This window comes from Massilia sp. TSP1-1-2, assembly GCF_049896185.1.
GTDB lineage: Bacteria > Pseudomonadota > Gammaproteobacteria > Burkholderiales > Burkholderiaceae_D > Telluria_A.
Window position 1 is genome coordinate 153,440 of the sequence record NZ_JAFCTU010000005.1, and the last position, 18,933, is coordinate 172,372.

General features: G+C 61.5%; 21 protein-coding genes and 1 tRNA gene. 17 read left to right on the forward strand and 5 right to left on the reverse strand.

Annotated features, from left to right (window positions below):
- Nucleotides 1–53: 53 nt before the first annotated feature.
- The gene (locus ACP7BV_RS06310) at nt 54–554 is read right to left on the reverse strand and encodes a hypothetical protein (protein WP_426102638.1); all 501 of its coding nucleotides are present in this window, start codon (nt 552–554) and stop codon (nt 54–56) included.
- 186 nt (nt 555–740) lie between these two features.
- Between ACP7BV_RS06310 and rpsO the strand changes: the two genes are divergently transcribed.
- From rpsO to ACP7BV_RS06330, 4 genes are all read left to right on the forward strand, one after another.
- On the forward strand, nt 741–1,010 hold the full coding sequence (gene rpsO / locus ACP7BV_RS06315) for a 30S ribosomal protein S15 (protein ID WP_099789292.1): 270 nt from the start codon (nt 741–743) through the stop codon (nt 1,008–1,010).
- 160 nt (nt 1,011–1,170) lie between these two features.
- On the forward strand, nt 1,171–3,294 hold the full coding sequence (gene pnp / locus ACP7BV_RS06320) for a polyribonucleotide nucleotidyltransferase (protein ID WP_426102640.1): 2,124 nt from the start codon (nt 1,171–1,173) through the stop codon (nt 3,292–3,294).
- Between the two features lie 182 nt (nt 3,295–3,476).
- Nucleotides 3,477–3,695 (forward strand): translation initiation factor IF-1, encoded by a 219-nt coding sequence (infA, locus tag ACP7BV_RS06325; RefSeq protein ID WP_426102642.1) that lies wholly within the window; start codon nt 3,477–3,479, stop codon nt 3,693–3,695.
- Between the two features lie 139 nt (nt 3,696–3,834).
- Nucleotides 3,835–4,374 carry a DUF1801 domain-containing protein gene (locus ACP7BV_RS06330; RefSeq protein WP_426102644.1) on the forward strand — a complete coding sequence of 180 codons (540 nt, stop codon included), beginning with the start codon at nt 3,835–3,837 and terminating at the stop codon, nt 4,372–4,374.
- A gap of 383 nt (nt 4,375–4,757) precedes the next feature.
- Here the strand turns inward: ACP7BV_RS06330 and ACP7BV_RS06335 are convergent, their stop codons facing one another.
- The 3 genes from ACP7BV_RS06335 to ACP7BV_RS06345 all read right to left on the reverse strand — a co-directional run bounded on the left by ACP7BV_RS06335 (nt 4,758) and on the right by ACP7BV_RS06345 (nt 9,010).
- A complete protein-coding gene (locus ACP7BV_RS06335; RefSeq protein ID WP_426102646.1) occupies nt 4,758–6,194 on the reverse strand; it encodes a M16 family metallopeptidase in 1,437 nt (478 codons plus the stop codon).
- A gap of 11 nt (nt 6,195–6,205) precedes the next feature.
- Entirely contained in the window at nt 6,206–7,594 is a 1,389-nt protein-coding gene (locus ACP7BV_RS06340; RefSeq protein WP_426102648.1) for a M16 family metallopeptidase, read from the reverse strand.
- Nucleotides 7,595–7,723: 129 nt separating this feature from the next.
- Nucleotides 7,724–9,010: a GMC family oxidoreductase N-terminal domain-containing protein gene (locus ACP7BV_RS06345; protein ID WP_426102650.1), complete on the reverse strand. Its 1,287-nt coding sequence runs from the start codon at nt 9,008–9,010 to the stop codon at nt 7,724–7,726.
- Between the two features lie 169 nt (nt 9,011–9,179).
- Between ACP7BV_RS06345 and ACP7BV_RS06350 the strand changes: the two genes are divergently transcribed.
- The 3 genes from ACP7BV_RS06350 (at nt 9,180) to ACP7BV_RS06360 (ending at nt 10,898) form a co-directional block, all read left to right on the forward strand.
- A complete protein-coding gene (locus ACP7BV_RS06350) occupies nt 9,180–9,374 on the forward strand; it encodes a hypothetical protein (protein WP_426102652.1) in 195 nt (64 codons plus the stop codon).
- A gap of 72 nt (nt 9,375–9,446) precedes the next feature.
- Nucleotides 9,447–10,232, forward strand: a complete 786-nt coding sequence (locus ACP7BV_RS06355; RefSeq protein WP_426102654.1) for a GIN domain-containing protein — start codon at nt 9,447–9,449, stop codon at nt 10,230–10,232.
- A gap of 3 nt (nt 10,233–10,235) precedes the next feature.
- Nucleotides 10,236–10,898 (forward strand): tetratricopeptide repeat protein, encoded by a 663-nt coding sequence (locus ACP7BV_RS06360; protein WP_426102656.1) that lies wholly within the window; start codon nt 10,236–10,238, stop codon nt 10,896–10,898.
- 25 nt (nt 10,899–10,923) lie between these two features.
- Here the strand turns inward: ACP7BV_RS06360 and ACP7BV_RS06365 are convergent, their stop codons facing one another.
- A complete protein-coding gene (locus ACP7BV_RS06365; protein ID WP_426102658.1) occupies nt 10,924–11,352 on the reverse strand; it encodes a hypothetical protein in 429 nt (142 codons plus the stop codon).
- 170 nt (nt 11,353–11,522) lie between these two features.
- On the opposite strand from ACP7BV_RS06365, the gene ACP7BV_RS06370 reads away from it, so the two are divergent.
- The 10 genes from ACP7BV_RS06370 to nuoF all read left to right on the forward strand — a co-directional run bounded on the left by ACP7BV_RS06370 (nt 11,523) and on the right by nuoF (nt 18,932).
- On the forward strand, nt 11,523–12,503 hold the full coding sequence (locus tag ACP7BV_RS06370; protein WP_426102660.1) for an NAD(P)H-quinone oxidoreductase: 981 nt from the start codon (nt 11,523–11,525) through the stop codon (nt 12,501–12,503).
- A gap of 184 nt (nt 12,504–12,687) precedes the next feature.
- Nucleotides 12,688–13,443 (forward strand): triose-phosphate isomerase, encoded by a 756-nt coding sequence (gene tpiA / locus ACP7BV_RS06375; RefSeq protein WP_426102662.1) that lies wholly within the window; start codon nt 12,688–12,690, stop codon nt 13,441–13,443.
- Nucleotides 13,444–13,531: 88 nt separating this feature from the next.
- The gene (gene secG / locus ACP7BV_RS06380; protein WP_426102664.1) at nt 13,532–13,963 is read left to right on the forward strand and encodes a preprotein translocase subunit SecG; all 432 of its coding nucleotides are present in this window, start codon (nt 13,532–13,534) and stop codon (nt 13,961–13,963) included.
- A 153-nt stretch (nt 13,964–14,116) separates the two neighbouring features.
- Nucleotides 14,117–14,203, forward strand: a tRNA-Leu gene (locus ACP7BV_RS06385).
- A gap of 176 nt (nt 14,204–14,379) precedes the next feature.
- Nucleotides 14,380–14,754 (forward strand): NADH-quinone oxidoreductase subunit A, encoded by a 375-nt coding sequence (locus tag ACP7BV_RS06390; protein WP_426102666.1) that lies wholly within the window; start codon nt 14,380–14,382, stop codon nt 14,752–14,754.
- Between the two features lie 3 nt (nt 14,755–14,757).
- On the forward strand, nt 14,758–15,234 hold the full coding sequence (locus ACP7BV_RS06395) for a NuoB/complex I 20 kDa subunit family protein (RefSeq protein ID WP_426102668.1): 477 nt from the start codon (nt 14,758–14,760) through the stop codon (nt 15,232–15,234).
- A 23-nt stretch (nt 15,235–15,257) separates the two neighbouring features.
- A complete protein-coding gene (locus ACP7BV_RS06400) occupies nt 15,258–15,872 on the forward strand; it encodes an NADH-quinone oxidoreductase subunit C (protein WP_426102670.1) in 615 nt (204 codons plus the stop codon).
- Nucleotides 15,865–17,118, forward strand: a complete 1,254-nt coding sequence (locus ACP7BV_RS06405) for an NADH-quinone oxidoreductase subunit D (protein WP_426102672.1) — start codon at nt 15,865–15,867, stop codon at nt 17,116–17,118. Before ACP7BV_RS06400 ends, ACP7BV_RS06405 begins: the two co-directional genes overlap by 8 nt.
- A 42-nt stretch (nt 17,119–17,160) precedes the next feature.
- Nucleotides 17,161–17,640: an NADH-quinone oxidoreductase subunit NuoE gene (gene nuoE / locus ACP7BV_RS06410; RefSeq protein WP_426102674.1), complete on the forward strand. Its 480-nt coding sequence runs from the start codon at nt 17,161–17,163 to the stop codon at nt 17,638–17,640.
- A complete protein-coding gene (nuoF, locus tag ACP7BV_RS06415; protein ID WP_426102676.1) occupies nt 17,637–18,932 on the forward strand; it encodes an NADH-quinone oxidoreductase subunit NuoF in 1,296 nt (431 codons plus the stop codon). The genes nuoE and nuoF overlap by 4 nt, the downstream gene beginning before the upstream one ends.
- Nucleotide 18,933 lies beyond the last annotated feature (1 nt).

Here is an 18,933-nt window from a genome sequence, read left to right on the forward strand (position 1 = left end):
ATATAACCAGCGAGCGGGTGCTCGGAAACTGTTGGTTATTGCGCAGAAGATTATCAATCGCGAAATAGTCGTTTTTCTTCGTACATCGGGTCTGGTCCGTTTTGCATCATGCGTACGATGCCGCCGCGGTCGAAGTGCACGTGCATCATCGAATTCCACACGCCGCTTTCCTTGTAACGGTAAGACCACACTTCCAGGTCGGGCAGCGCCAGGTAAGAGCGTTCCGCCGGACGGCCCAGCGTGTGCAGCACGTCCGCCTTGGTGGCGACGCCGATTTTGATCGTGGCAAATATTTCGCCAGTGAGAACCTGCTCGAAACTGGCCAGGCGGCCGTCCGGCCCCATGCGCGCCATCCAGGTCGCCTGGCCAAAGGGACCGGTCGCGTATTCGAGTACTTGTCCGGATGGGGCAGGGTAGCGCGCCGTCGGCTGGCCGAACTTGGCAGTGACGACGGCCAGGCTGTCGCCAATGGCCGGCGGGGTGCGCAGCATGCCGGCGCAGCCGGCCAGCGTACCGGCCGCTGCCAGCAAGGTCAATTTGGCTACCATGTGCATAAAGACCACCTCGCGTACGGCGAAAAGCCGCTAAAACACCATTCTGCACCAGTCAAATGCAGCGCGCACTGGCGACACGGAGGGTTTTCGCTTATACTTGCCGGTCTGGCCGTTTTGGCCGGTTCATCAATCGAAGTTCACGGTGCGCTGGGTTGCGACTCTTGCACCGCATGTGAAAGGTAAATCATGACCGTAGAAAACATCAACAAAGCAGCGATTATCGCTGACAACGCCCGTGCGCAAAACGACACCGGCTCCCCTGAAGTTCAGGTCGCACTGCTGACCGCGCGCATCAACGAACTGAACGGCCACTTCAAAGCTCACGCTAAAGATCACCACTCCCGCCGTGGTCTGATCATGATGGTCAACCGTCGTAAGAGCCTGCTGTCCTACCTGAAAAGCAAGGACGCTGCCCGTTACCGCGATCTGATCGCCAAACTGGGTCTGCGTAAGTAATTTTTGCAGCCACACGTTTAACAAGAAATGCCTGCGCAGCTTGCTGTGCAGGCATTTTGCATTTTGCAGTCGAATTATGTTGGAGAGGCAACGAGTGTTGCCTGTGGTGAGGTGAACGACAGCCCCTGAAAATCTGTCGGCAATTAGAAAGGGATTACCCATGTTTAATAAAGTTACGAAAACCTTCCAGTACGGCCAGCATCAAGTGACCCTGGAAACGGGCGAAATCGCACGCCAGGCGTCCGGCGCCGTGATGGTATCGATCGAGGACACCGTCGTTCTGGCGACCGTGGTTGCGCGCAAAGACGCCAAGCCAGGCCAGGACTTCTTCCCGCTGACCGTCGATTATGTCGAGAAAACGTACGCTGCCGGTAAAATCCCGGGCGGTTTCTTCAAGCGCGAAGGCCGTCCATCCGAAAAAGAAACACTTACCAGCCGCCTGATCGATCGTCCGATCCGCCCGCTGTTCCCGGAAGGCTACCTGAACGAAGTCCAGGTCATCATCCACGTTCTGTCGGTCAACCCTGAAATCGATCCGGACATCGCCGCGATGATCGGCGCATCGGCCGCGCTGTGCGTGTCGGGCGTGCCATTTTCGGGCCCTGTGGGCGCAGCGCGCGTCGGCTACGCCAACGGCCAGTACATCCTGAACCCGACCACCACCCAGCTCAAGACATCGCAGATGGACCTGGTTGTTGCCGGTACCGAAACGGCCGTGCTGATGGTGGAATCGGAAGCGGATCAGTTGTCCGAAGAAATCATGCTCGGCGCTGTAGTTTTTGGTCACGACCAGATGAAAGCGGTCATCGACGCCATCCACGACCTGGTGCGCGACGGCGGCAAGCCTGAAGTGCAGTGGGCGCCACCGGCCAAGAACGAGGCGCTCATTGCCCGCGTCAAAGAACTGGCCGACGCCAAGATCAACGAAACCTACCAGATCAAGGACAAGGTCGCCCGTACCGCCAAGCTGAAGGCGACCTTTGCCGACGTGTATGCCGCACTGAAGGAAGACGCCGCCGCCGCCGGTACCACGGCGCCGGACAATGTCGACGTCGGTAACGTCCTGTTCGACATCGAAGCCAAAGTCGTGCGTTCGCAGATCCTGAACGGCGAGCCGCGCATCGATGGCCGCGACACCCGCACCGTGCGTCCGATCGCCATTCGCACCAGCATCCTGCCGCGCACCCACGGTTCGGCGCTGTTTACGCGCGGCGAAACCCAGGCGCTGGTTGTGGCCACGCTGGGCACCGCCCGCGACAGCCAGAAGATCGACGCGCTGATGGGCGAGTACACCGACGACTTCATGATGCATTACAACATGCCTCCGTTCGCCACCGGCGAAACCGGCCGTGTCGGTACGCCAAAGCGCCGCGAAATCGGCCACGGCCGCCTGGCCAAGCGCGCGCTGATCGCAGCGCTGCCCAACCCTGAAGACTTCTCGTACTCGGTGCGCCTGGTGTCGGAAATTACCGAGTCGAACGGTTCCTCGTCGATGGCGTCGGTGTGCGGCGGTTGCCTGGCACTGATGGATGCTGGCGTTCCAATGAAGGCGCACGTGGCCGGCATCGCGATGGGCTTGATCAAGGAAGGCGGCAGGTTCGCCGTGCTGACCGACATCCTGGGCGACGAAGATCACTTGGGCGATATGGACTTCAAGGTAGCCGGTACCCCAACGGGTATCACCGCGCTGCAGATGGACATCAAGATCATGGGCATCACCAAGGAAATCATGCAAGTGGCACTGGCGCAAGCCAAGGAAGCACGCCACCACATCCTCGGTGAAATGCAAAAGGCGATGCCGCACGTGAAGACCGAACTGTCGGACTTCGCACCGCGCCTCATCACCATCAAGATCAACCCTGAGAAAATCCGTGACGTCATCGGCAAGGGCGGCGCAGTCATTCGCGCGCTGACCGAAGAGACGGGCACCCAGATCGACATCAGCGACGAAGGCGTGGTCACGATCGCGTCGGTCGATGCTGCTGCCGGCCAGGAAGCCAAGCGCCGCATTGAAGAGCTGACCGCATCGGTTGAAGTCGGCAAGACCTACGATGGCATCGTGCTCAAGCTGCTCGATTTTGGCGCGATCGTCCAGGTCATGCCAGGCAAAGACGGCCTGCTGCACATCTCGCAGATCGCCAACGAGCGTGTCAATGCCGTGGCCGATTACCTGAAAGAAGGCCAGGCAGTGCGCGTCAAAGTTCTCGAAACTGATGACCGCGGCCGCCTCAAACTGTCGATGAAAGCTGCTGAAGGTAACGAAGCGGCGCCCGCTGCTGTATAATACGAAAATGGCTCCGGCCGACACAACACCGCCGGTGCGCAAGCGCTGGCGGTTTTTTTTTAAGATGTGTTGCAAATGGCAACGATTTACCCCGAGTTTGCGTCGGGGCAAGAGCAGGCGATTTGCCGCTGCCATGATCATCATGCATCTCGCAGCTTTACTGAATTGAACAGGGGAATAGAATGGCAAAAGACGACGTTATCGCAATGGAAGGGCGGGTGCTGGAAAGCCTGCCAAATACAACTTTTAAAGTATCCCTGGAAAACGGCCACGTTGTACTCGGCCACATTTCCGGCAAGATGCGCAAAAATTACATCCGCATCCTGCCAGGGGATAAAGTCAGTGTCGAAATGACGCCTTACGACTTGAGCAAGGCACGGATCGTATTTCGCAGTAAATAGGGCTGTGCGCGCTGTCGCGAGCACCCCGGCGTCAAGCCAGCAAAGACCGCAAGCGCGCAAGCCCTGGCGGTTTTTTCACGCCCGCCACTGGTGAACGGTCGCGCATGGCCGGCCATTTTTTTGCTGCTATATTGTCGCCATGCCTACCCTTGATCCCCGTATCGACGCCTATATCGCAGCGTCCCCTGCGTTTGCGCAGCCGATCCTCACGCACCTGCGCGAAGTGATCCACGCCGCCTGTCCCGACGTTGAAGAGACCATGAAGTGGAGCCGGCCGCATTTCCAGTACAAGGGCATGCTGTGCCAGATGTCGGCGTTTACGGCGCATTGCGCGCTGGGATTCTGGAGGGGGGCGATCCTGTTTCCGGAGTTGGCGGAAAAGGAGTCGATGGGCCACTTTGGGCGCCTTGCCTCGGTCAAAGACCTGCCTTCCAAAAAAGAGCTGACGGCGGTGCTCAAGCGGGCCATGAAGCTCAATGACGAAGGCGTCAAGGCCGCCACCAGGCCCAAGGCGGCGCCCGAGGCGCTGGTGGTGCCGGACGACTTGGCCACGGCGCTGAAGGCCAACAAGGCCGCGCAGAAGGTCTTCAACGCCGGCAGCGCGAGCTTCAAGCGCGAGTACGTGATCTGGATCGACGAGGCCAAGACCGAAGCAACGCGGCTGCGCCGCATGGGCTAGGCGCTGGCGTGGCTGGCCGAGGGCAAGGCGCGCAACTGGAAGTACGAGAAGTGTTAACTGGGTGAGTGATCGCTGCTCGGGTCCGCCGGCCTTTCCACAAGCTGGGACACTTTCGTCAGTCCATCCATGTCGCCTCCGGTGAGGTCATTCGATCATGAAATGGCGCGTGAACATGCGCGTAGTAGAGACCGTACCCGAAAGACCAGAGGGCCGTAGGGCGGAAAAGCGAAACCCCATCCGCCATGCATGAGCTACCGCGACGCATGCCTTGGCGGAATGCGCTAACGCTTTTCCGCCCTACAATGATTTTGTCGGGTCTGCTCCTCCCGGCGTAAAAAAGCCGCCGAACGCGCTCGCGTCGGCGGCTTTTGCCGGGTCAACTATTACTTGTCGCTGACGACAAACTCCCCGACTTCTTTCAACTGCGCCGTGATGGCCGCCGGGTCGCCAACCACGATCACCGACTGGTTCTCAGGCACAAAATACTTTTTGCCCATCTCGCGCACCTGCTCTGGCGTGACCTTCTGGATCATCGGCACAAACTGGCCCAAAAACTCGGGCGGCAGCCCGATCAGCCAGTTGCTGGCCAGCGTGCCGGCCACCGCTCTTTGCAACTGATTGCTGAGCAAATAGCCGCCCGCCACGTAGCGCTTGTTCATCACCAACTCGGAAGGCGGCACCAGATCGGTACCAAGCCGGCGGTATTCGTTGAAAAACTCCTTGATCGCCGCGCCCGTCACTTCGTTGCGCACGTCGGCACCGCCCATGATCGCGCCGCCATTGCGGTAGGTGCGCCCGCCTGCCGACGCGCCGTAGGTGTAGCCCTTTTCTTCGCGCAGGCTGGTGTTCAGGCGGCTGCTGAAGCCCCCGCCGATGATGGTGCTGGCCAGGCGCAGTGGCACCAGGTCGGCCCCTGTGGCCGAGATCGCCGGGCTGCCAAGGCGCACCGTCGACTGCACGCTGCCGGCGCGCGCAAGCACCACGCGCACCGGCTTGGCGTTGAGCGAAGCGCCTGGTGTTTCGGGCACGCCCGCGCCTTGCGCTTTCCAGTCGCCAAACGCTGCCGTCGCCATCTTCATGGCTTCGGCTTCGGTCACGCGCCCGGTGATGACGAGCAGCGTGCGGTCGGGGCGAATGCGCCTGGCGTGTTCGGCGCGCAAGTACTGGGGCGTGACGGTGGTGATGGCTTCGGCCGTCGGCATGGTCGAACCGTACGGATGCTCGCCATAGACTGCCTGGCTCAGCGCGCGCTCGGCCCGAAAGCCCGGCTGGGTCTCGGACGCTTTCAAGCCTTCGAGTGCGTTGGCTTTGGCCAGCTCCACTTCATTGGCGGGAAACGAGGGTGTGCGCGTCACCTCGGCCAGCAGCTGCATCATCGCCGCGCCGTTCGAGGCCAGGGACGACGCCTGCACCGAGATGCCGTCGTTGCTGGCGAAGGCAGCGACCGCTCCGCCCATCCCCTGCGCCGCTTCAGCAATGGCGCGCGAATCGCGCTTGGCCGTGCCCTCGTTGAACAGGCCGGCGAGCATGGTTGCAAAACCCGGGTGCTGCTTGTCGTCGGCGGTAAAGCCGGAGCCGCGCACGGCAAGCAGCATGTCAACGCGCGGCAGGCCCTGGCGCGGCACGACCCAGATGGTCATGCCATTGGCCAGCGTCTTTTTGTGGATTTGCGGCGGCGGGATCGGCTTGTCCTTGCCATAGGGCGGCAGAGCAGAGGCAGCGGCTGCAGTGTCGGCCGCGTTGTCGACTGCGTTGTTAGCCGAATACGCGACCGGGGTAAACAGCATGGATACGGCGAGTGTCAGCATCAGTTTTTTCATGGATGCTCTCCTTATTTCGTGGCGGCGGTTGGTGCGGCGGCGGGGGCGGCGGCGACAGGCGCCACTTTCGGGGCCACCTTGCGGTCGATGACGGTGCGGTTGGCGCGGGTCAGGTAGGTTGCAGCAACCCGCTGGATGTCTTGCGACGTGACCGCGTCAATCCAGGCCGGAACCTGGTTGGCGATGTTAGCGTCGCCCCACAGCGACTGCATCGTGGCCAAGGTGTCGGCGCGGCTGATGAACGGTTCGAGCATGTCGTACCAGTCGGCCAGCATGCGCGTTTTCACGCGCTTGAGCGTGGCCGCGTCGACGCCGTTCTTGACGATTTTGGCGATTTCTTCATCCATGGCAGCGAGCATCGCGTCCGCGCTGGTGTTCGGCTTGTAGAGCGCAAAAATAGTAAACAGCGCCGGGCCGTCCACATCCCACGGACTGGCCACCTGGTCCACGTTGAGCGACAGTTCGCGCCCTTTGACCAAGCCCTGGTACAGGATCGAGGCGTCGCCGCTGGCCAGCAAATCGCCCAGCACGGCCATTGGCGGCAGGTCGCGGCTGCCGCGCGCGGGCATGCGCCAGCCCGCTGCAATGGCCGGCACCTGGGCCAGCGCATCCATCTGTTCGATGCGCTTTTCGCCCGTGCCGAGCGGCTCGCTGAAGTCCGACGACGGCGGCGTGGCACGCTTGGCGATGGCGCCGAAGTACTTGGCGGCCAGCGCAAAGCCCTGCTCGGGCGTCACGTCGCCGGCGATCGACAGCACCGCATTGTTGGGGCCATAGTAATCGCGGTGGAAGTTGCGCACGTCGTCCAGGCTGGCGCCTTCCAGGTCCTTGAAGCTACCGTAGCCGTCATGGTTGTTTTCCCACTTCGAGAACGCCAGTTGCGGCATGTCGATCCACATGAAGCCGCCGTACGGCTTGTTCTTGACGTTGACGCGGATTTCTTCCTTGACCACGTCTTGCTGGTTCTTCAGCGTGACGGCATTGAAGTCGAGTGTCTTCATGCGGTCCGCCTCGAGCCACAGGATCGAGTCGAGCGCCGAGACGGGAGCCGCTTCGATGTAGTTGGTGTAGTCCGGATGGGTGGAGCCGTTGTTGTTGCCGCCGCCGCCGGTGATGGTGGTGTCGAACACCCCTTTTTTGGCGTTCGGCGTGCCCTGGAACATCAGGTGTTCGAACAGGTGCGCAAAGCCGGTGCGGTTCTTCGGTTCGAGCCGCATGCCCACGCGGTACACCACGCTCACGCCGATGGTGGGGGAGGTGTGGTCCGGCGAGACGATGACGGTCAAACCATTGTCGAGCTTTTTGACGCTGACCGGGATCTTCCAGTTGTCGGTGGCGGCAAACGCCGACAGCGACAAGGAAAGTGATGCGAGGAGAAACGGAATCTGACGCATATGCATAAATACCTCAAAGATGGCTGACCCGAATTAAGGGCCCGAAAAACAGCGACGCGTTGGCGAAGCATCTTAACGTATGCTGGTTTTTTAGCAAACATTTTTAGCTGAAAGGCCGGCGACCCCTTCAAGCCTTCAGGGCGCCAGGTGCGCCCCGAGCCGCTTGCCCAGGCAAAGCAGGGTAAGCGTTGGCGGCAAGCCCCACGCCTGCGGAATGACCGACGCATCGCAGACATACAGGTTGGCAATCGCCGTGCGCAGGTTGGCGTCCACACCGGCGCCGATGCGCACGCTGCCGCCCGGGTGCGCGGCAAAGTGCCAGCTCTTGAACACGTGTTTGGCGCCGCAGGCGGCCAGCACGGCGCGCGCGAGGTCCACGCCGGCTGCAAGCTTTTTGCGGTCGGTTTCGCGCAAGGTCTTGTCGGCCCAGCGCGGCCCGACGCTGCCGCCGATCTCGTCGCCAATCTTGACCATGATGCTCAAGGTGCGATGGTGCGCGAGCAAGCGGTCGAAGCGGCCCACCTGGGCCGCGAAGCCCTGGTACATCGGTTTGGGCAGCGTCAGGTCGGCCAGCGAAATGCCATCCTGGTCCAGGCGCATGCCGGTTGCCATCGGCACTTCGGCGCCGCCGTCCAGACCTTCCACGCTGCCCATGACGGCCACCACGGGATCGCTGAAAAAGGCGCTGGTGCGCGGCCACAGGCCGGACGCATGCAGCAGGCGCGGGCTGCCCAGGCCACCGCCGGCCAGCACCACAATGTCGCCCAGCGCCGTATGCAGGGCGCCGTTGCGCGTAAATTGCACGCCGGTCACCTTGCCGCCATCGACCATCGCGCGCGTGACCGTGGCCCGGTCGAGCAGCAGCGCGCCGTTGGCGACAGCTTCATCGATGAAGTCGCGCGCGGTCCACTTGGCGCCGAACGGACAGCCATAGACGCAACGCCAGCAGCCGCTGCGGCACATTTGCGGACGAATCATTTTCTCGAGCTTGTGCCACTCCAGTCCCAGCGACCTGGCGCCGGCCATGATGCGCGTGGCCATCGGTCCGACCAGGTTGTCGGGCAAGGGGCCGATCGGCAGCTCGGCGCGCAGCGCGGCCAGCGCCGGGCCAAGGTCGATGCCGTGCGCGGCGAACAGGGCGGCGGGCGGGTCGGCGGCGGTGGCAAAGTTAATCGCGGAACTGCCGCCGGCCGCAATGCCCTGCACCAGCAGCGAGGCGTCGCGATGCACAAAGGCGCCGCGCCCGGGAACGGCGGCGATTGCCGCCATCTGGCCGAGCGTGCCCGTCAGCGGCGCCGCGCTGCCCTGTTCCAGGATCAGCACGCGCTTGCCGCGCAGTGCCAGTTCGCGCGCGACGCTGGCGCCGCCGGGGCCGCTGCCAACGACGATGGCGTCGTGGCGGGTGTCGCTAGGCAGGGGCATGGGCATGGTCTGTTGTTTCGGCGGGTTCGATCAGCCCACAGTATCGCTTGATCCCGCATTTTCGTCGACTGGGCGGCCAGGAATGCAGTTCGTCGCAAGCCGCTGGAGGGGCAGGGGCAAGGCCGCTATAGTGAACTCATACCCCAACCGCTTTTACAGGAGCACCATCATGAACATCGCAAAAAACATGGAAGCCATCTTCTTCGTCGCCATCGCCTGCATCAGCGCAACCGGCTTTGCCACGGCATCGGCGCCAGCGAGCACCAGCGTTGCCGTCAGCGCGCCGGCCGAAGCGGCCATGCAGGTCGTCACCGTCAGCGCCAAGCGCATGACGGCCGCTGAAAAAGCCGTTGCCGCACAATAAGCTGGAACGCGGCAGCCGTTGCTGGTAGTGTGGTGACCTGGCTAAAAAAACAATCATCGCACGGAGAGACAGATGGGTCAGCTGATGAAGTGGAGCGTTGCAACGCTGCTGGGCGCGTCGTTTGGCGTGGCTGGGGCCGAGGCTGCCACCGAGCTTGCAAGCGAGGTTGCCACAGAAACCCGCAGTCTCGACGCCCGCGTGGTGCGCGTCAAGCTTGACGGCCAGATCGATCTGCGGCTCAAGCAAGGTGCGGCGCCGTCGCTGGTGATCAGCGGCGACAAGAAGCTTCTCGCCGGCACCACCAGTGAACAGCAGGGCGATACGCTCACCATCACCAACGAGGTCAAGGGCTTCAAGCTTGGGCGGCGTGGCCAAGGTCTGCGCGCCGAACTGACCTTGCCGCAACTGCGCGAAGTGTCCACCGACAGTGTTGGCTCGGCCGACGTGAGCGGCTTTTCAGGCGATGAGCTCGAGCTGAACCTGGAAGGCGCCGGTAGCATGAAGGTTAATTGCAGCTACCGCCTCGTGACGGCCACGCTGGGCGGCGTGGGCAGCATGCAGGTCGACGGCGGCAACTACGAAGGGATCGACCTCAATTTGCGCGGCGCCGGTTTCGTCACGCTCAAGGGCAGCAGCAAGTGGCTCAAGGCCAGCCTGGGCGGGCTGGGCAGCATGGATGCCCAGCACCTGCAGGTCGACACCGTCAATCTTGACTTGAGCGGCCTGGGCAGCGCATCGGTCTGGGCGCGCCAGAACGCCAACCTGAATCTGTCGGGCTTGGGTTCCGTGACGGTCTACGGCAAGCCGGTCAACCGCAGCGTGAGCGTGGATGGCCTGGGCAAAGTGAGCTGGAAGTAGACGATGCAACCGACGCAACCGATGCGACCCTTCACCCGATTTTGGTGCGCGCGCGCCCTTGCCGCTGCGCTGTTGGCGCTGTCGGCACTGGGCGCGACTGCCAATGCCGTGGCCGGCTTTGCGGAAGGGGCCGTCGCCTACAATGCCAGGCATTACGCGCGCGCACTTAGTGAGGTTACGCCGCTGGCCAAGGCCGGTCATGCCGACGCGCAGCATTTGCTCGGCTTGATGTATTACATGGGCCGCGGCGTTGCGCGCGACTACAAGCAAGCCATGCTCTGGCACCGCAAGGCGGCCGAGCAGGGCAAGAGCGATGCGCAGTACGTGGTCGGTGCCATGTACTACACCGGCAATGCGGTCGAGGCCAATCCGCGCCAGGCGGTCACGTGGTTCCGGCGCGCGGCCGAGCAAGGCCACGCTGGCGCGCAGCACGCGCTGGCGCTGATGTACCGCTACCATGCGGCCGGCCTGCCGGGAGACAAAGTTCTGGCCTATATGCTGTGGAGCCTGGCCGCCTCAAGCGGCAACGCCAACGCGCTCGAGCAGCGCGCCGCCATTGCCAGGGACATGACGGCCGAACAAATCGAGGAAGCGCTCGCCATGTCGCGCTCGTGGCGCCTCGGCATGCCGCTGCCGACCAGGTCGCGCACGGGCGAGAGCGCCTGATACGCGCTTGCCGTCCCTGAAGTAATCAGCGCGTTGCCACCAGTTGCGTGACGTCATTGACGAGCGTACCCGATACCAGTCGCGGCACCACCATCAGCAGCTCGGCGCCGTGAGGACCGTACGGATCGTCGGCGTTGATCGTGATTTTCAGCTGTTCATTGCGGGCCACGAAAACATACGGCGAGGCGGCGACCAGTGGCGATCTGGGCATGCCGTCAATCGTGACGTACATCCGGTTGCCCCACATGCTCAGCTCCATTTTCTTGCCATTCGACAGGCGATATTGCCCCTTGACCTGGTCGAATTCATCGGCCCACAGGTTGTGCCGCTCCTGCGGTAGTGCGATGTGCACGCGCGGGCTTGAGATGCGTACCTCATCAACGGCGCTTGCCGTCTGCGCCATCGCTCCGGCAGCTGCGCTTGCCAGAAGCATCCCCATCATCAGCTTATTCATTGTTGTCCCCCTCGTCTGTTTTGCCGGTCTTGATGCGCTACCCGGGCTACTTCAAGTATAGGAATCGGGCGCCGATTTGCGAGGTGTTTTTGCGCTGCCGGCGGTGCTGCCCGGGCGCCAATTTGAGCGTTGGCGTACAATCGACCTTTGATTTTTTGAGGGCTTTTGCCATGCGCGCAATCGAAATAAGCCGGTACGGCGCTCCTGAAGTGCTGCAGTTGTGCGAGCGCCCGATTCCCGAACTCAAAGCCGGGGAAGTGCTGATCAGGGTGCATGCTGCCGGCGTGAACCGGCCCGATGTGCTGCAGCGCCTGGGGCATTATCCCGTTCCTCCTGGCGCCTCGGACTTGCCGGGACTGGAAGTTGCCGGTGAAATCATCGATGGCGACCTGAGCAACAGCGCCTTCAAAAAAGGCGATGTGGTCTGCGCCTTGGTGCAGGGCGGCGGTTATGCGGAGTATTGCGCGGCCCCGTTGCAACAGTGCTTGCTGGTGCCAGCGGGCCTTACGGCGCTCGAGGCGGCCTCGCTGCCCGAGAATTTTTTCACGGTATGGAGCAATGTGTTCGACCGCGCCGGCTTGTCCGGGGACGATACCTTGCTGGTGCAAGGTGGCAGTTCCGGCATTGGCGTGACGGCGATCCAGATGGCTACGGCGCTCGGGCACCGGGTGTTCGCCACCGCCGGCAGCGACGACAAGTGCCGCGCCTGCGAAGCCTTGGGCGCCGAGCGGGCGATCAACTACCGGACTGAGGATTTTGTTGCCGTGGTCAAGGAGTTGACGGCCGGAAAAGGCGTTGACGTCATTCTGGATATGGTCGCCGGCGAGTATGTGGGGCGCGAAATCAATTGCCTGGCCGACGATGGCCGGATTGCCTTGATTGCCTTGCTCGGTGGCGCCATGGCGACCGTGGACCTGGGGCAGGTGCTGCGGCGCAGGCTCAGTATCAGCGGCTCGACGCTGCGCCCGCGGCCGGTGGCGTTCAAGGCGGCCATTGCGCGACGGCTGCAAGAGACCGTGTGGTCGTTGATCGAGGCGGGCAGCATCAAGCCGGTCATTTTCAAGACCTTCCCGCTGGCGCTGGCGAGCGAGGCGCACGCGCTAATGGAAAGCTCGGCGCATGTGGGCAAGATCATGCTGCAGGTCATCTGAGCTATACATCGTCCCGTGCCGCAGCGTGGAGCGTAGGTCGGATAAGCGGATGGCCTGGGCGGCCCTTATCCGACCTACGCCCTGATCGTGGTCTGGATCGTCGATTGCGTTTCCCACCACCGACTTGGTTTGACCATCCCTCAAGGGAGAGTTAAAATAGCGGGTTAATCACATCTGGGCTTCTATGCGCCGCAAACTCGTCGTTGGAAATTGGAAAATGAATGGCAGTCTTGCGTCGAACGCAAGCCTGTTATCCGGCATTTCCGAAGGCCTCGCTGGCACCACCGGCAGCGGCGCCGCGTGCGCCGTGTGCGTCCCCGCCCCGTATCTGGCGCAGTGCCAGGCATTGCTGTCGGGCAGCCAGGTCGGCTATGGCGCGCAAGACGTTTCTTGTCACGCTGCCGGCGCCTTTACCGGCGAAGTGGCGGCGTCAATGCTGGTCGATTTTGCATGCCAGTATGTGATCGTGGGCCACTCCGAGCGGCGTGCCATGCATGCCGAAAGCAGTGCGCTGGTCGCCAAAAAAGCACTCGCTGCGCTGGACGCGGGCCTCACCCCCATCGCCTGCGTCGGCGAAACACTGGCCGAGCGCGAGGCGGAGCAAACCTACGTGGTGGTGCGCAATCAGCTCGAGGCCGTGTTGGCGCTGGTAGGCGACCGTGTGGCGCAGATCGTCGTCGCCTATGAGCCAGTGTGGGCCATTGGCACCGGCAAGACGGCCACGCCCGAGATGGCGCAGGAAGTGCATGCCCGCCTGCGCGCACAGATCGCAGAAAAGAATCCGGTAGAATGCAGCGCCGTGCAGATCCTGTATGGCGGCAGCATGAAACCCGACAACGCCGTGGAACTGATGGCGCAGCCGGACATCGATGGCGGCCTGATCGGTGGGGCAGCGCTGAAAGCGGCGGATTTCCTCGCCATCATCCGCGCCGGAAAATAAAAGAACGTAGTCAAAAGAATTTAGTCACGTACGTGCAGTCTTCAGTGCAGTATTCAATAAGCGCAGTCAAACCTGGAATGGAATAGAAATGAACTCGTTGCAAAATTTGGTTGTTATTGTGCAGGTCGTGTCCGCCCTGGCCATCATCGGTCTGGTGTTGCTCCAGCACGGCAAAGGCGCCGATATGGGCGCAGCCTTCGGTTCGGGCGCTTCGGGCAGCCTGTTCGGTGCGACCGGCTCGTCGAACTTCATGTCCAAGTCGACCGGCGTGGCCGCTGCGATCTTTTTCGCGTCCACCCTGGTGCTGGCCAACTACGCCACCAAGCGCACGGAAGGCGTGAGCGGCGGCATCATGGAAGGTGCCGCCAAGGTGACCGCGCCTGCGCCAGTCACGGGCTCTGCAGCGATCCCGCAAGCGGCGCCAACGGTGCCAGCCGCGCCGCCAGCCGCTGTGACCGTGCCTGCAGCGCCGGTTGCGACGCCAGCGCCGGCAACGCCGGCCGGTCAGGTGCCGAAGTAATTTTTACTGTATAGTTCTACAGCGTTTCAGCAAGTCCGGCCGCGCATGCGGCCAAGCATCAAAAAGAAGTAATGTTTTTAAGTTTTATCCTTGTTATTACGCAAGTATGCATTGAATACAGCACTGTAACAATGTAGAATAGCGGACTTCAATGCCGACGTGGTGAAATTGGTAGACACGCTATCTTGAGGGGGTAGTGGGAGAAATCCTGTGCGAGTTCGAGTCTCGCCGTCGGCACCAAGAATTACAAAGAAGCCAGCAAGGATGCATGAGTATCAAACGCTCATGCCTAAGCTGGCTTTTTTACGAGGATCAGTCTCCTGGATCCTGGTGGTAGGCTTCAAGCCAGGATCGTTAAGACAGGGCGCTGCGCTAGGCAGTGGTTCATTAACCGATCGTTCAACATAGGCTTATTCGTGGACTCTACTACATTCGTCCTCTCGGAATACTTCCCCGTTCTGCTGTTCATCCTGGTCGGCCTGGGCGTCGGCGTGGTGCCCCAGGTCCTGGGTTACCTGCTCGGCCAGCACAAGCCCGACGCGGCAAAACTGTCCCCGTACGAGTGCGGCTTCGAAGCATTCGAAGACGCCCGCATGAAATTCGACGTCCGGTATTACCTGGTCGCGATTCTGTTTATTTTGTTTGATCTGGAAACGGCGTTTTTCTTCCCATGGGGTGTCTCCATGCGTGAACTGGGCTGGTCCGGTTTCGTCACGATGATGGTGTTCATCGCCGAATTCGTGGTCGGTTTTTGGTACATCTGGAAGAAAGGTGCCCTTGATTGGGAATAAGCCATGTCAATTGAAGGCATACTAAACGAAGGTTTTGTCACCACGACGGCCGACAAGCTGATCAACTGGGCGCGCACGGGCTCGATGTTCCCGATGACGTTCGGTCTGGCTTGCTGCGCTGTTGAAATGATGCACACGGGTGCGGCCCGTTACGACATGGACCGCTTCGGCGTCGTGTTCCGTCCGTCGCCGCGCCAGTCCGACGTCATGATCGTCGCCGGCACGCTGTGCAACAAGATGGCCCCCGCACTGCGCAAGGTCTATGACCAGATGCCCGAGCCGCGCTGGGTCATTTCCATGGGTTCGTGCGCCAATGGCGGCGGCTACTATCACTATTCGTACTCGGTAGTGCGCGGTTGCGACCGCATCGTGCCGGTCGACGTCTACGTGCCGGGTTGCCCGCCGACGGCGGAAGCGCTGCTGTACGGTATTTTGCAGCTGCAAAACAAGATCAAGCGCACCAACACCATCGCCCGCTAAGCTGACTGTGACACAAGCTGAATATGACAAGCAAAATTGAAAACCTGGCCGCAACCCTGGCATCCGTGCTGGGCGAGGGCGCAAGCGTCAAGACGGCGCTGGGCGAAGTGACGCTCGTCGTCAAGGCGGCCGACTATTCGGCCGCCATGCTGACCCTGCGCGACCATCCCGCCTTGCGCTTCGAGCAATTGCTCGACCTGTGCGGCGTGGATTACTCCACCTACGGCGAAGGCACCTGGGATGGCTTGCGCTTTGCCGCCACCTCGCACCTGCTGTCGATCACGCACAACTGGCGCGTGCGCGTGCGCGTGTTCGCGCCCGACGACGAGATGCCGGTGCTGGACTCGATTACCCCGATCTGGCGCGCCGCCAACTGGTACGAGCGCGAAGCGTTCGACCTGTACGGCATCCTGTTCGAAGGCCACAACGACCTGCGCCGCATCCTGACCGACTACGGCTTCATCGGCCATCCGTTCCGCAAGGACTTCCCGATTACCGGTTACGTCGAAATGCGCTACGACCCGGAGCAGAAGCGGGTGATCTACCAACCCGTGACGATCGAGCCGCGTGAAATCATTCCGCGCGTGATCCGCGAAGAAACCTACGGGATGAACCCAGGGGCTAAACACCATGGCTGAAATTAAGAACTACACCCTGAACTTCGGACCGCAGCACCCGGCAGCGCACGGCGTGCTGCGCCTGGTGCTCGAGCTCGACGGCGAAGTCATCCAGCGCGCCGACCCGCACATTGGCCTCTTGCACCGCGGTACCGAAAAGCTGGCCGAGACGCGCACCTACCTGCAGTCGGTGCCGTACATGGACCGTCTGGACTATGTGTCGATGATGGCCAACGAACACGCCTACGTGCTGGCGATCGAAAAGCTGCTTGGCATTGAAGTGCCGCTGCGGGCCCAGTACATCCGCGTCATGTTCGACGAAATCACGCGCTTGCTGAACCACCTGATGTGGCTGGGCGCGCACGCGCTTGACGTGGGCGCCATGGGTCCGTTCCTGTACGCTTTCCGCGACCGCGAAGACCTGTTCGACGCCTATGAAGCTGTTTCGGGCGCACGTATGCACGCGGCATACTACCGTCCGGGCGGCGTGTACCGCGACCTGCCGGATGCAATGCCCAAGCACAAGGCATCGATCATCCGCAGCGCCAAGGCGATCGACGAACTGAACGAACACCGCAAGGGTTCGCTGCTCGACTTCCTGGAAGACTTTTCGACCCGTTTCGTCAAGTACGTGGACGAATACGAAACGCTGCTGACCGACAACCGTATCTGGAAACAGCGTACCGTCGGCATCGGCGTGGTCTCGCCTGAAGACGCGCTGGCCATGGGCTTTACCGGCGCCATGCTGCGCGGTTCGGGCGTGGAGTGGGATCTGCGTAAAAAGCAGCCCTACGCCGTCTACGACAAGATGGAATTTGATATTCCCGTTGGCACCAATGGCGACTGCTACGACCGCTACCTGGTGCGTATTGAAGAGATGCGCCAGTCGAACCGCATCATCAAGCAAGCCATCACGTGGCTGCGCGCCAATCCGGGCCCGGTCATGGTCGACAACTACAAGGTGGCGCCGCCGTCGCGCACCGACATGAAATCGAACATGGAGTCGCTGATTCACCACTTCAAGCTGTTCACCGAAGGCTTCCACGTCCCGCCGGGCGAGGCGTATGCCGCAGTGGAACATCCGAAGGGCGAGTTCGGCATCTATATCGTCTCCGATGGCGCCAACAAACCGTACCGCCTGAAGATTCGCGCTCCGGACTATGCCCACCTGCAAAGCCTGGACGAGATGGCGCGCGGACACATGATCGCGGACGCGGTCACCATCATCGGCACCCAAGACATCGTATTCGGAAGTATTGACCGGTAAGCAGGTCATTCCTGACCCGTGGCACCATTGAGGCAAAAAAACATGTTGTTATCAGAGCAGTCATACAAAAAAATCGACCGTGAAGTCGCCAAGTTCCCGCCTGACCATAAAGAGTCGGCAGTCATGGCGGCGCTTGCCATTGCCCAGGATGAAAAAGGCTGGCTCCCGCCGGAAGTGATGCAGGACGTTGCCGACTACCTGGGCATGCCAGCCATTGCCGTGCAGGAAGTTGCCACGTTCTACAATATGTACAACGTCAAGCCGGTCGGCAAATACAAGATTTCCGTCTGCACCAACTTGCCATGCCAGCTGTCCGGCGGCGAGAAGGCGGCCCAGTACATGAAGGAAAAGCTCGGCATTGGTTTTCGCGAAACCACCGCTGACAATCAATTCACGCTGGTGGAAGGCGAGTGCATGGGCGCCTGCGGCGACGCACCGGTCATGCTGGTCAATAACAAGCGCATGTGCAGCTGGATGTCGAACGACAAGATCGACGCACTCGTCGAGGAACTGAAGAAATGACCTCACTCCATAATCGCCACATCGCCCCGCTGATCTTGGCTGGCCTGGACGGCAAGAACTGGCATTTGCAGGATTACGTGAACCGCGGCGGCTACAGCGCGCTGCGCCGCATCCTGGAAGAAAAAATCACGCCTGAACAGGTGATCGCGGAATTGAAGGCATCGAGCCTGCGCGGTCGCGGCGGCGCCGGTTTCCCGACGGGCTTGAAGTGGAGCTTCATGCCGCGCCAGTTTCCTGGCCAAAAATACCTCGTCTGCAACACCGACGAAGGCGAGCCTGGCACGTTCAAGGACCGCGACATCATCCGCTACAACCCGCACGCGCTGATCGAAGGCATGGCCATTGGCGCTTACGCCATGGGCATCACCGTGGGTTACAACTATATCCACGGCGAGATTTTTGCCGACTACGACCGCTTTGAAGAAGCGCTGGAAGAAGCGCGCGCCGCCAACATGCTGGGCGAGCGCATCTTGGGCAGCGAGTTCACGTTCCAGCTGCACGCTTTCCACGGTTATGGCGCCTACATTTGCGGCGAAGAAACGGCCTTGCTGGAATCGCTCGAAGGCAAGAAAGGGCAGCCGCGCTTCAAGCCGCCTTTCCCTGCCTCCTTTGGCCTGTACGGCAAGCCGACTACGATCAACAATACCGAAACCTTCGCTGCAGTGCCATGGGTCATCAACATGGGCGGCGAGGCGTACGCCAAGCTTGGCAAGCCAAACAATGGCGGCACCAAGATCTTTTCGATGTCGGGCGACGTCGCATTGCCAGGCAACTATGAAGTTCCGATGGGCACGCCGTTTTCGGAGTTGCTCAAGCTCGCGGGCGGCATGCGCGACGGTAAAAAAATCAAGGCAGTCATTCCTGGCGGCTCGTCCATGCCGGTGCTGACGGGCGAAGTCATGATGGCCACCGACATGGACTACGACTCGATCGCGAAAGCGGGCTCGATGCTCGGTTCCGGTGCCGTCATCGTCATGGACGAGACGCGCTGCATGGTCAAGTCGCTGCTGCGCCTGTCGTACTTCTATTACGAAGAATCTTGCGGCCAGTGCACGCCGTGCCGCGAAGGCACGGGCTGGCTGTACCGCATGATCCACCGCATCGAGCACGGCCAGGGTCGCGCCGACGACCTGGACATGCTGCTCTCGATCGCCGACAACATCCAGGGCCGCACCATTTGCGCGCTGGGCGATGCGGCGGCGATGCCGGTACGGGCCATGATCAAGAACTTCCGCGAAGAATTTGAATATCACATTGAGCACAAGCGCTGTATCGTGCCCGCTTATATCTAAG

What these genes read in the sequence shown, in the direction of transcription:
- ACP7BV_RS06310 (WP_426102638.1), bottom strand. Translation starts at nt 554, where the DNA reads ATGCACATGGTAGCCAAATTGACCTTGCTGGCAGCGGCCGGTACGCTG.
- rpsO (WP_099789292.1), top strand. Translation starts at nt 741, where the DNA reads ATGACCGTAGAAAACATCAACAAAGCAGCGATTATCGCTGACAACGCC.
- pnp (WP_426102640.1), top strand. Translation starts at nt 1,171, where the DNA reads ATGTTTAATAAAGTTACGAAAACCTTCCAGTACGGCCAGCATCAAGTG.
- infA (WP_426102642.1), top strand. Translation starts at nt 3,477, where the DNA reads ATGGCAAAAGACGACGTTATCGCAATGGAAGGGCGGGTGCTGGAAAGC.
- ACP7BV_RS06330 (WP_426102644.1), top strand. Translation starts at nt 3,835, where the DNA reads ATGCCTACCCTTGATCCCCGTATCGACGCCTATATCGCAGCGTCCCCT.
- ACP7BV_RS06335 (WP_426102646.1), bottom strand. Translation starts at nt 6,194, where the DNA reads ATGAAAAAACTGATGCTGACACTCGCCGTATCCATGCTGTTTACCCCG.
- ACP7BV_RS06340 (WP_426102648.1), bottom strand. Translation starts at nt 7,594, where the DNA reads ATGCATATGCGTCAGATTCCGTTTCTCCTCGCATCACTTTCCTTGTCG.
- ACP7BV_RS06345 (WP_426102650.1), bottom strand. Translation starts at nt 9,010, where the DNA reads ATGCCCCTGCCTAGCGACACCCGCCACGACGCCATCGTCGTTGGCAGC.
- ACP7BV_RS06350 (WP_426102652.1), top strand. Translation starts at nt 9,180, where the DNA reads ATGAACATCGCAAAAAACATGGAAGCCATCTTCTTCGTCGCCATCGCC.
- ACP7BV_RS06355 (WP_426102654.1), top strand. Translation starts at nt 9,447, where the DNA reads ATGGGTCAGCTGATGAAGTGGAGCGTTGCAACGCTGCTGGGCGCGTCG.
- ACP7BV_RS06360 (WP_426102656.1), top strand. Translation starts at nt 10,236, where the DNA reads ATGCAACCGACGCAACCGATGCGACCCTTCACCCGATTTTGGTGCGCG.
- ACP7BV_RS06365 (WP_426102658.1), bottom strand. Translation starts at nt 11,352, where the DNA reads ATGAATAAGCTGATGATGGGGATGCTTCTGGCAAGCGCAGCTGCCGGA.
- ACP7BV_RS06370 (WP_426102660.1), top strand. Translation starts at nt 11,523, where the DNA reads ATGCGCGCAATCGAAATAAGCCGGTACGGCGCTCCTGAAGTGCTGCAG.
- tpiA (WP_426102662.1), top strand. Translation starts at nt 12,688, where the DNA reads ATGCGCCGCAAACTCGTCGTTGGAAATTGGAAAATGAATGGCAGTCTT.
- secG (WP_426102664.1), top strand. Translation starts at nt 13,532, where the DNA reads ATGAACTCGTTGCAAAATTTGGTTGTTATTGTGCAGGTCGTGTCCGCC.
- ACP7BV_RS06395 (WP_426102668.1), top strand. Translation starts at nt 14,758, where the DNA reads ATGTCAATTGAAGGCATACTAAACGAAGGTTTTGTCACCACGACGGCC.
- ACP7BV_RS06400 (WP_426102670.1), top strand. Translation starts at nt 15,258, where the DNA reads ATGACAAGCAAAATTGAAAACCTGGCCGCAACCCTGGCATCCGTGCTG.
- ACP7BV_RS06405 (WP_426102672.1), top strand. Translation starts at nt 15,865, where the DNA reads ATGGCTGAAATTAAGAACTACACCCTGAACTTCGGACCGCAGCACCCG.
- nuoE (WP_426102674.1), top strand. Translation starts at nt 17,161, where the DNA reads ATGTTGTTATCAGAGCAGTCATACAAAAAAATCGACCGTGAAGTCGCC.
- nuoF (WP_426102676.1), top strand. Translation starts at nt 17,637, where the DNA reads ATGACCTCACTCCATAATCGCCACATCGCCCCGCTGATCTTGGCTGGC.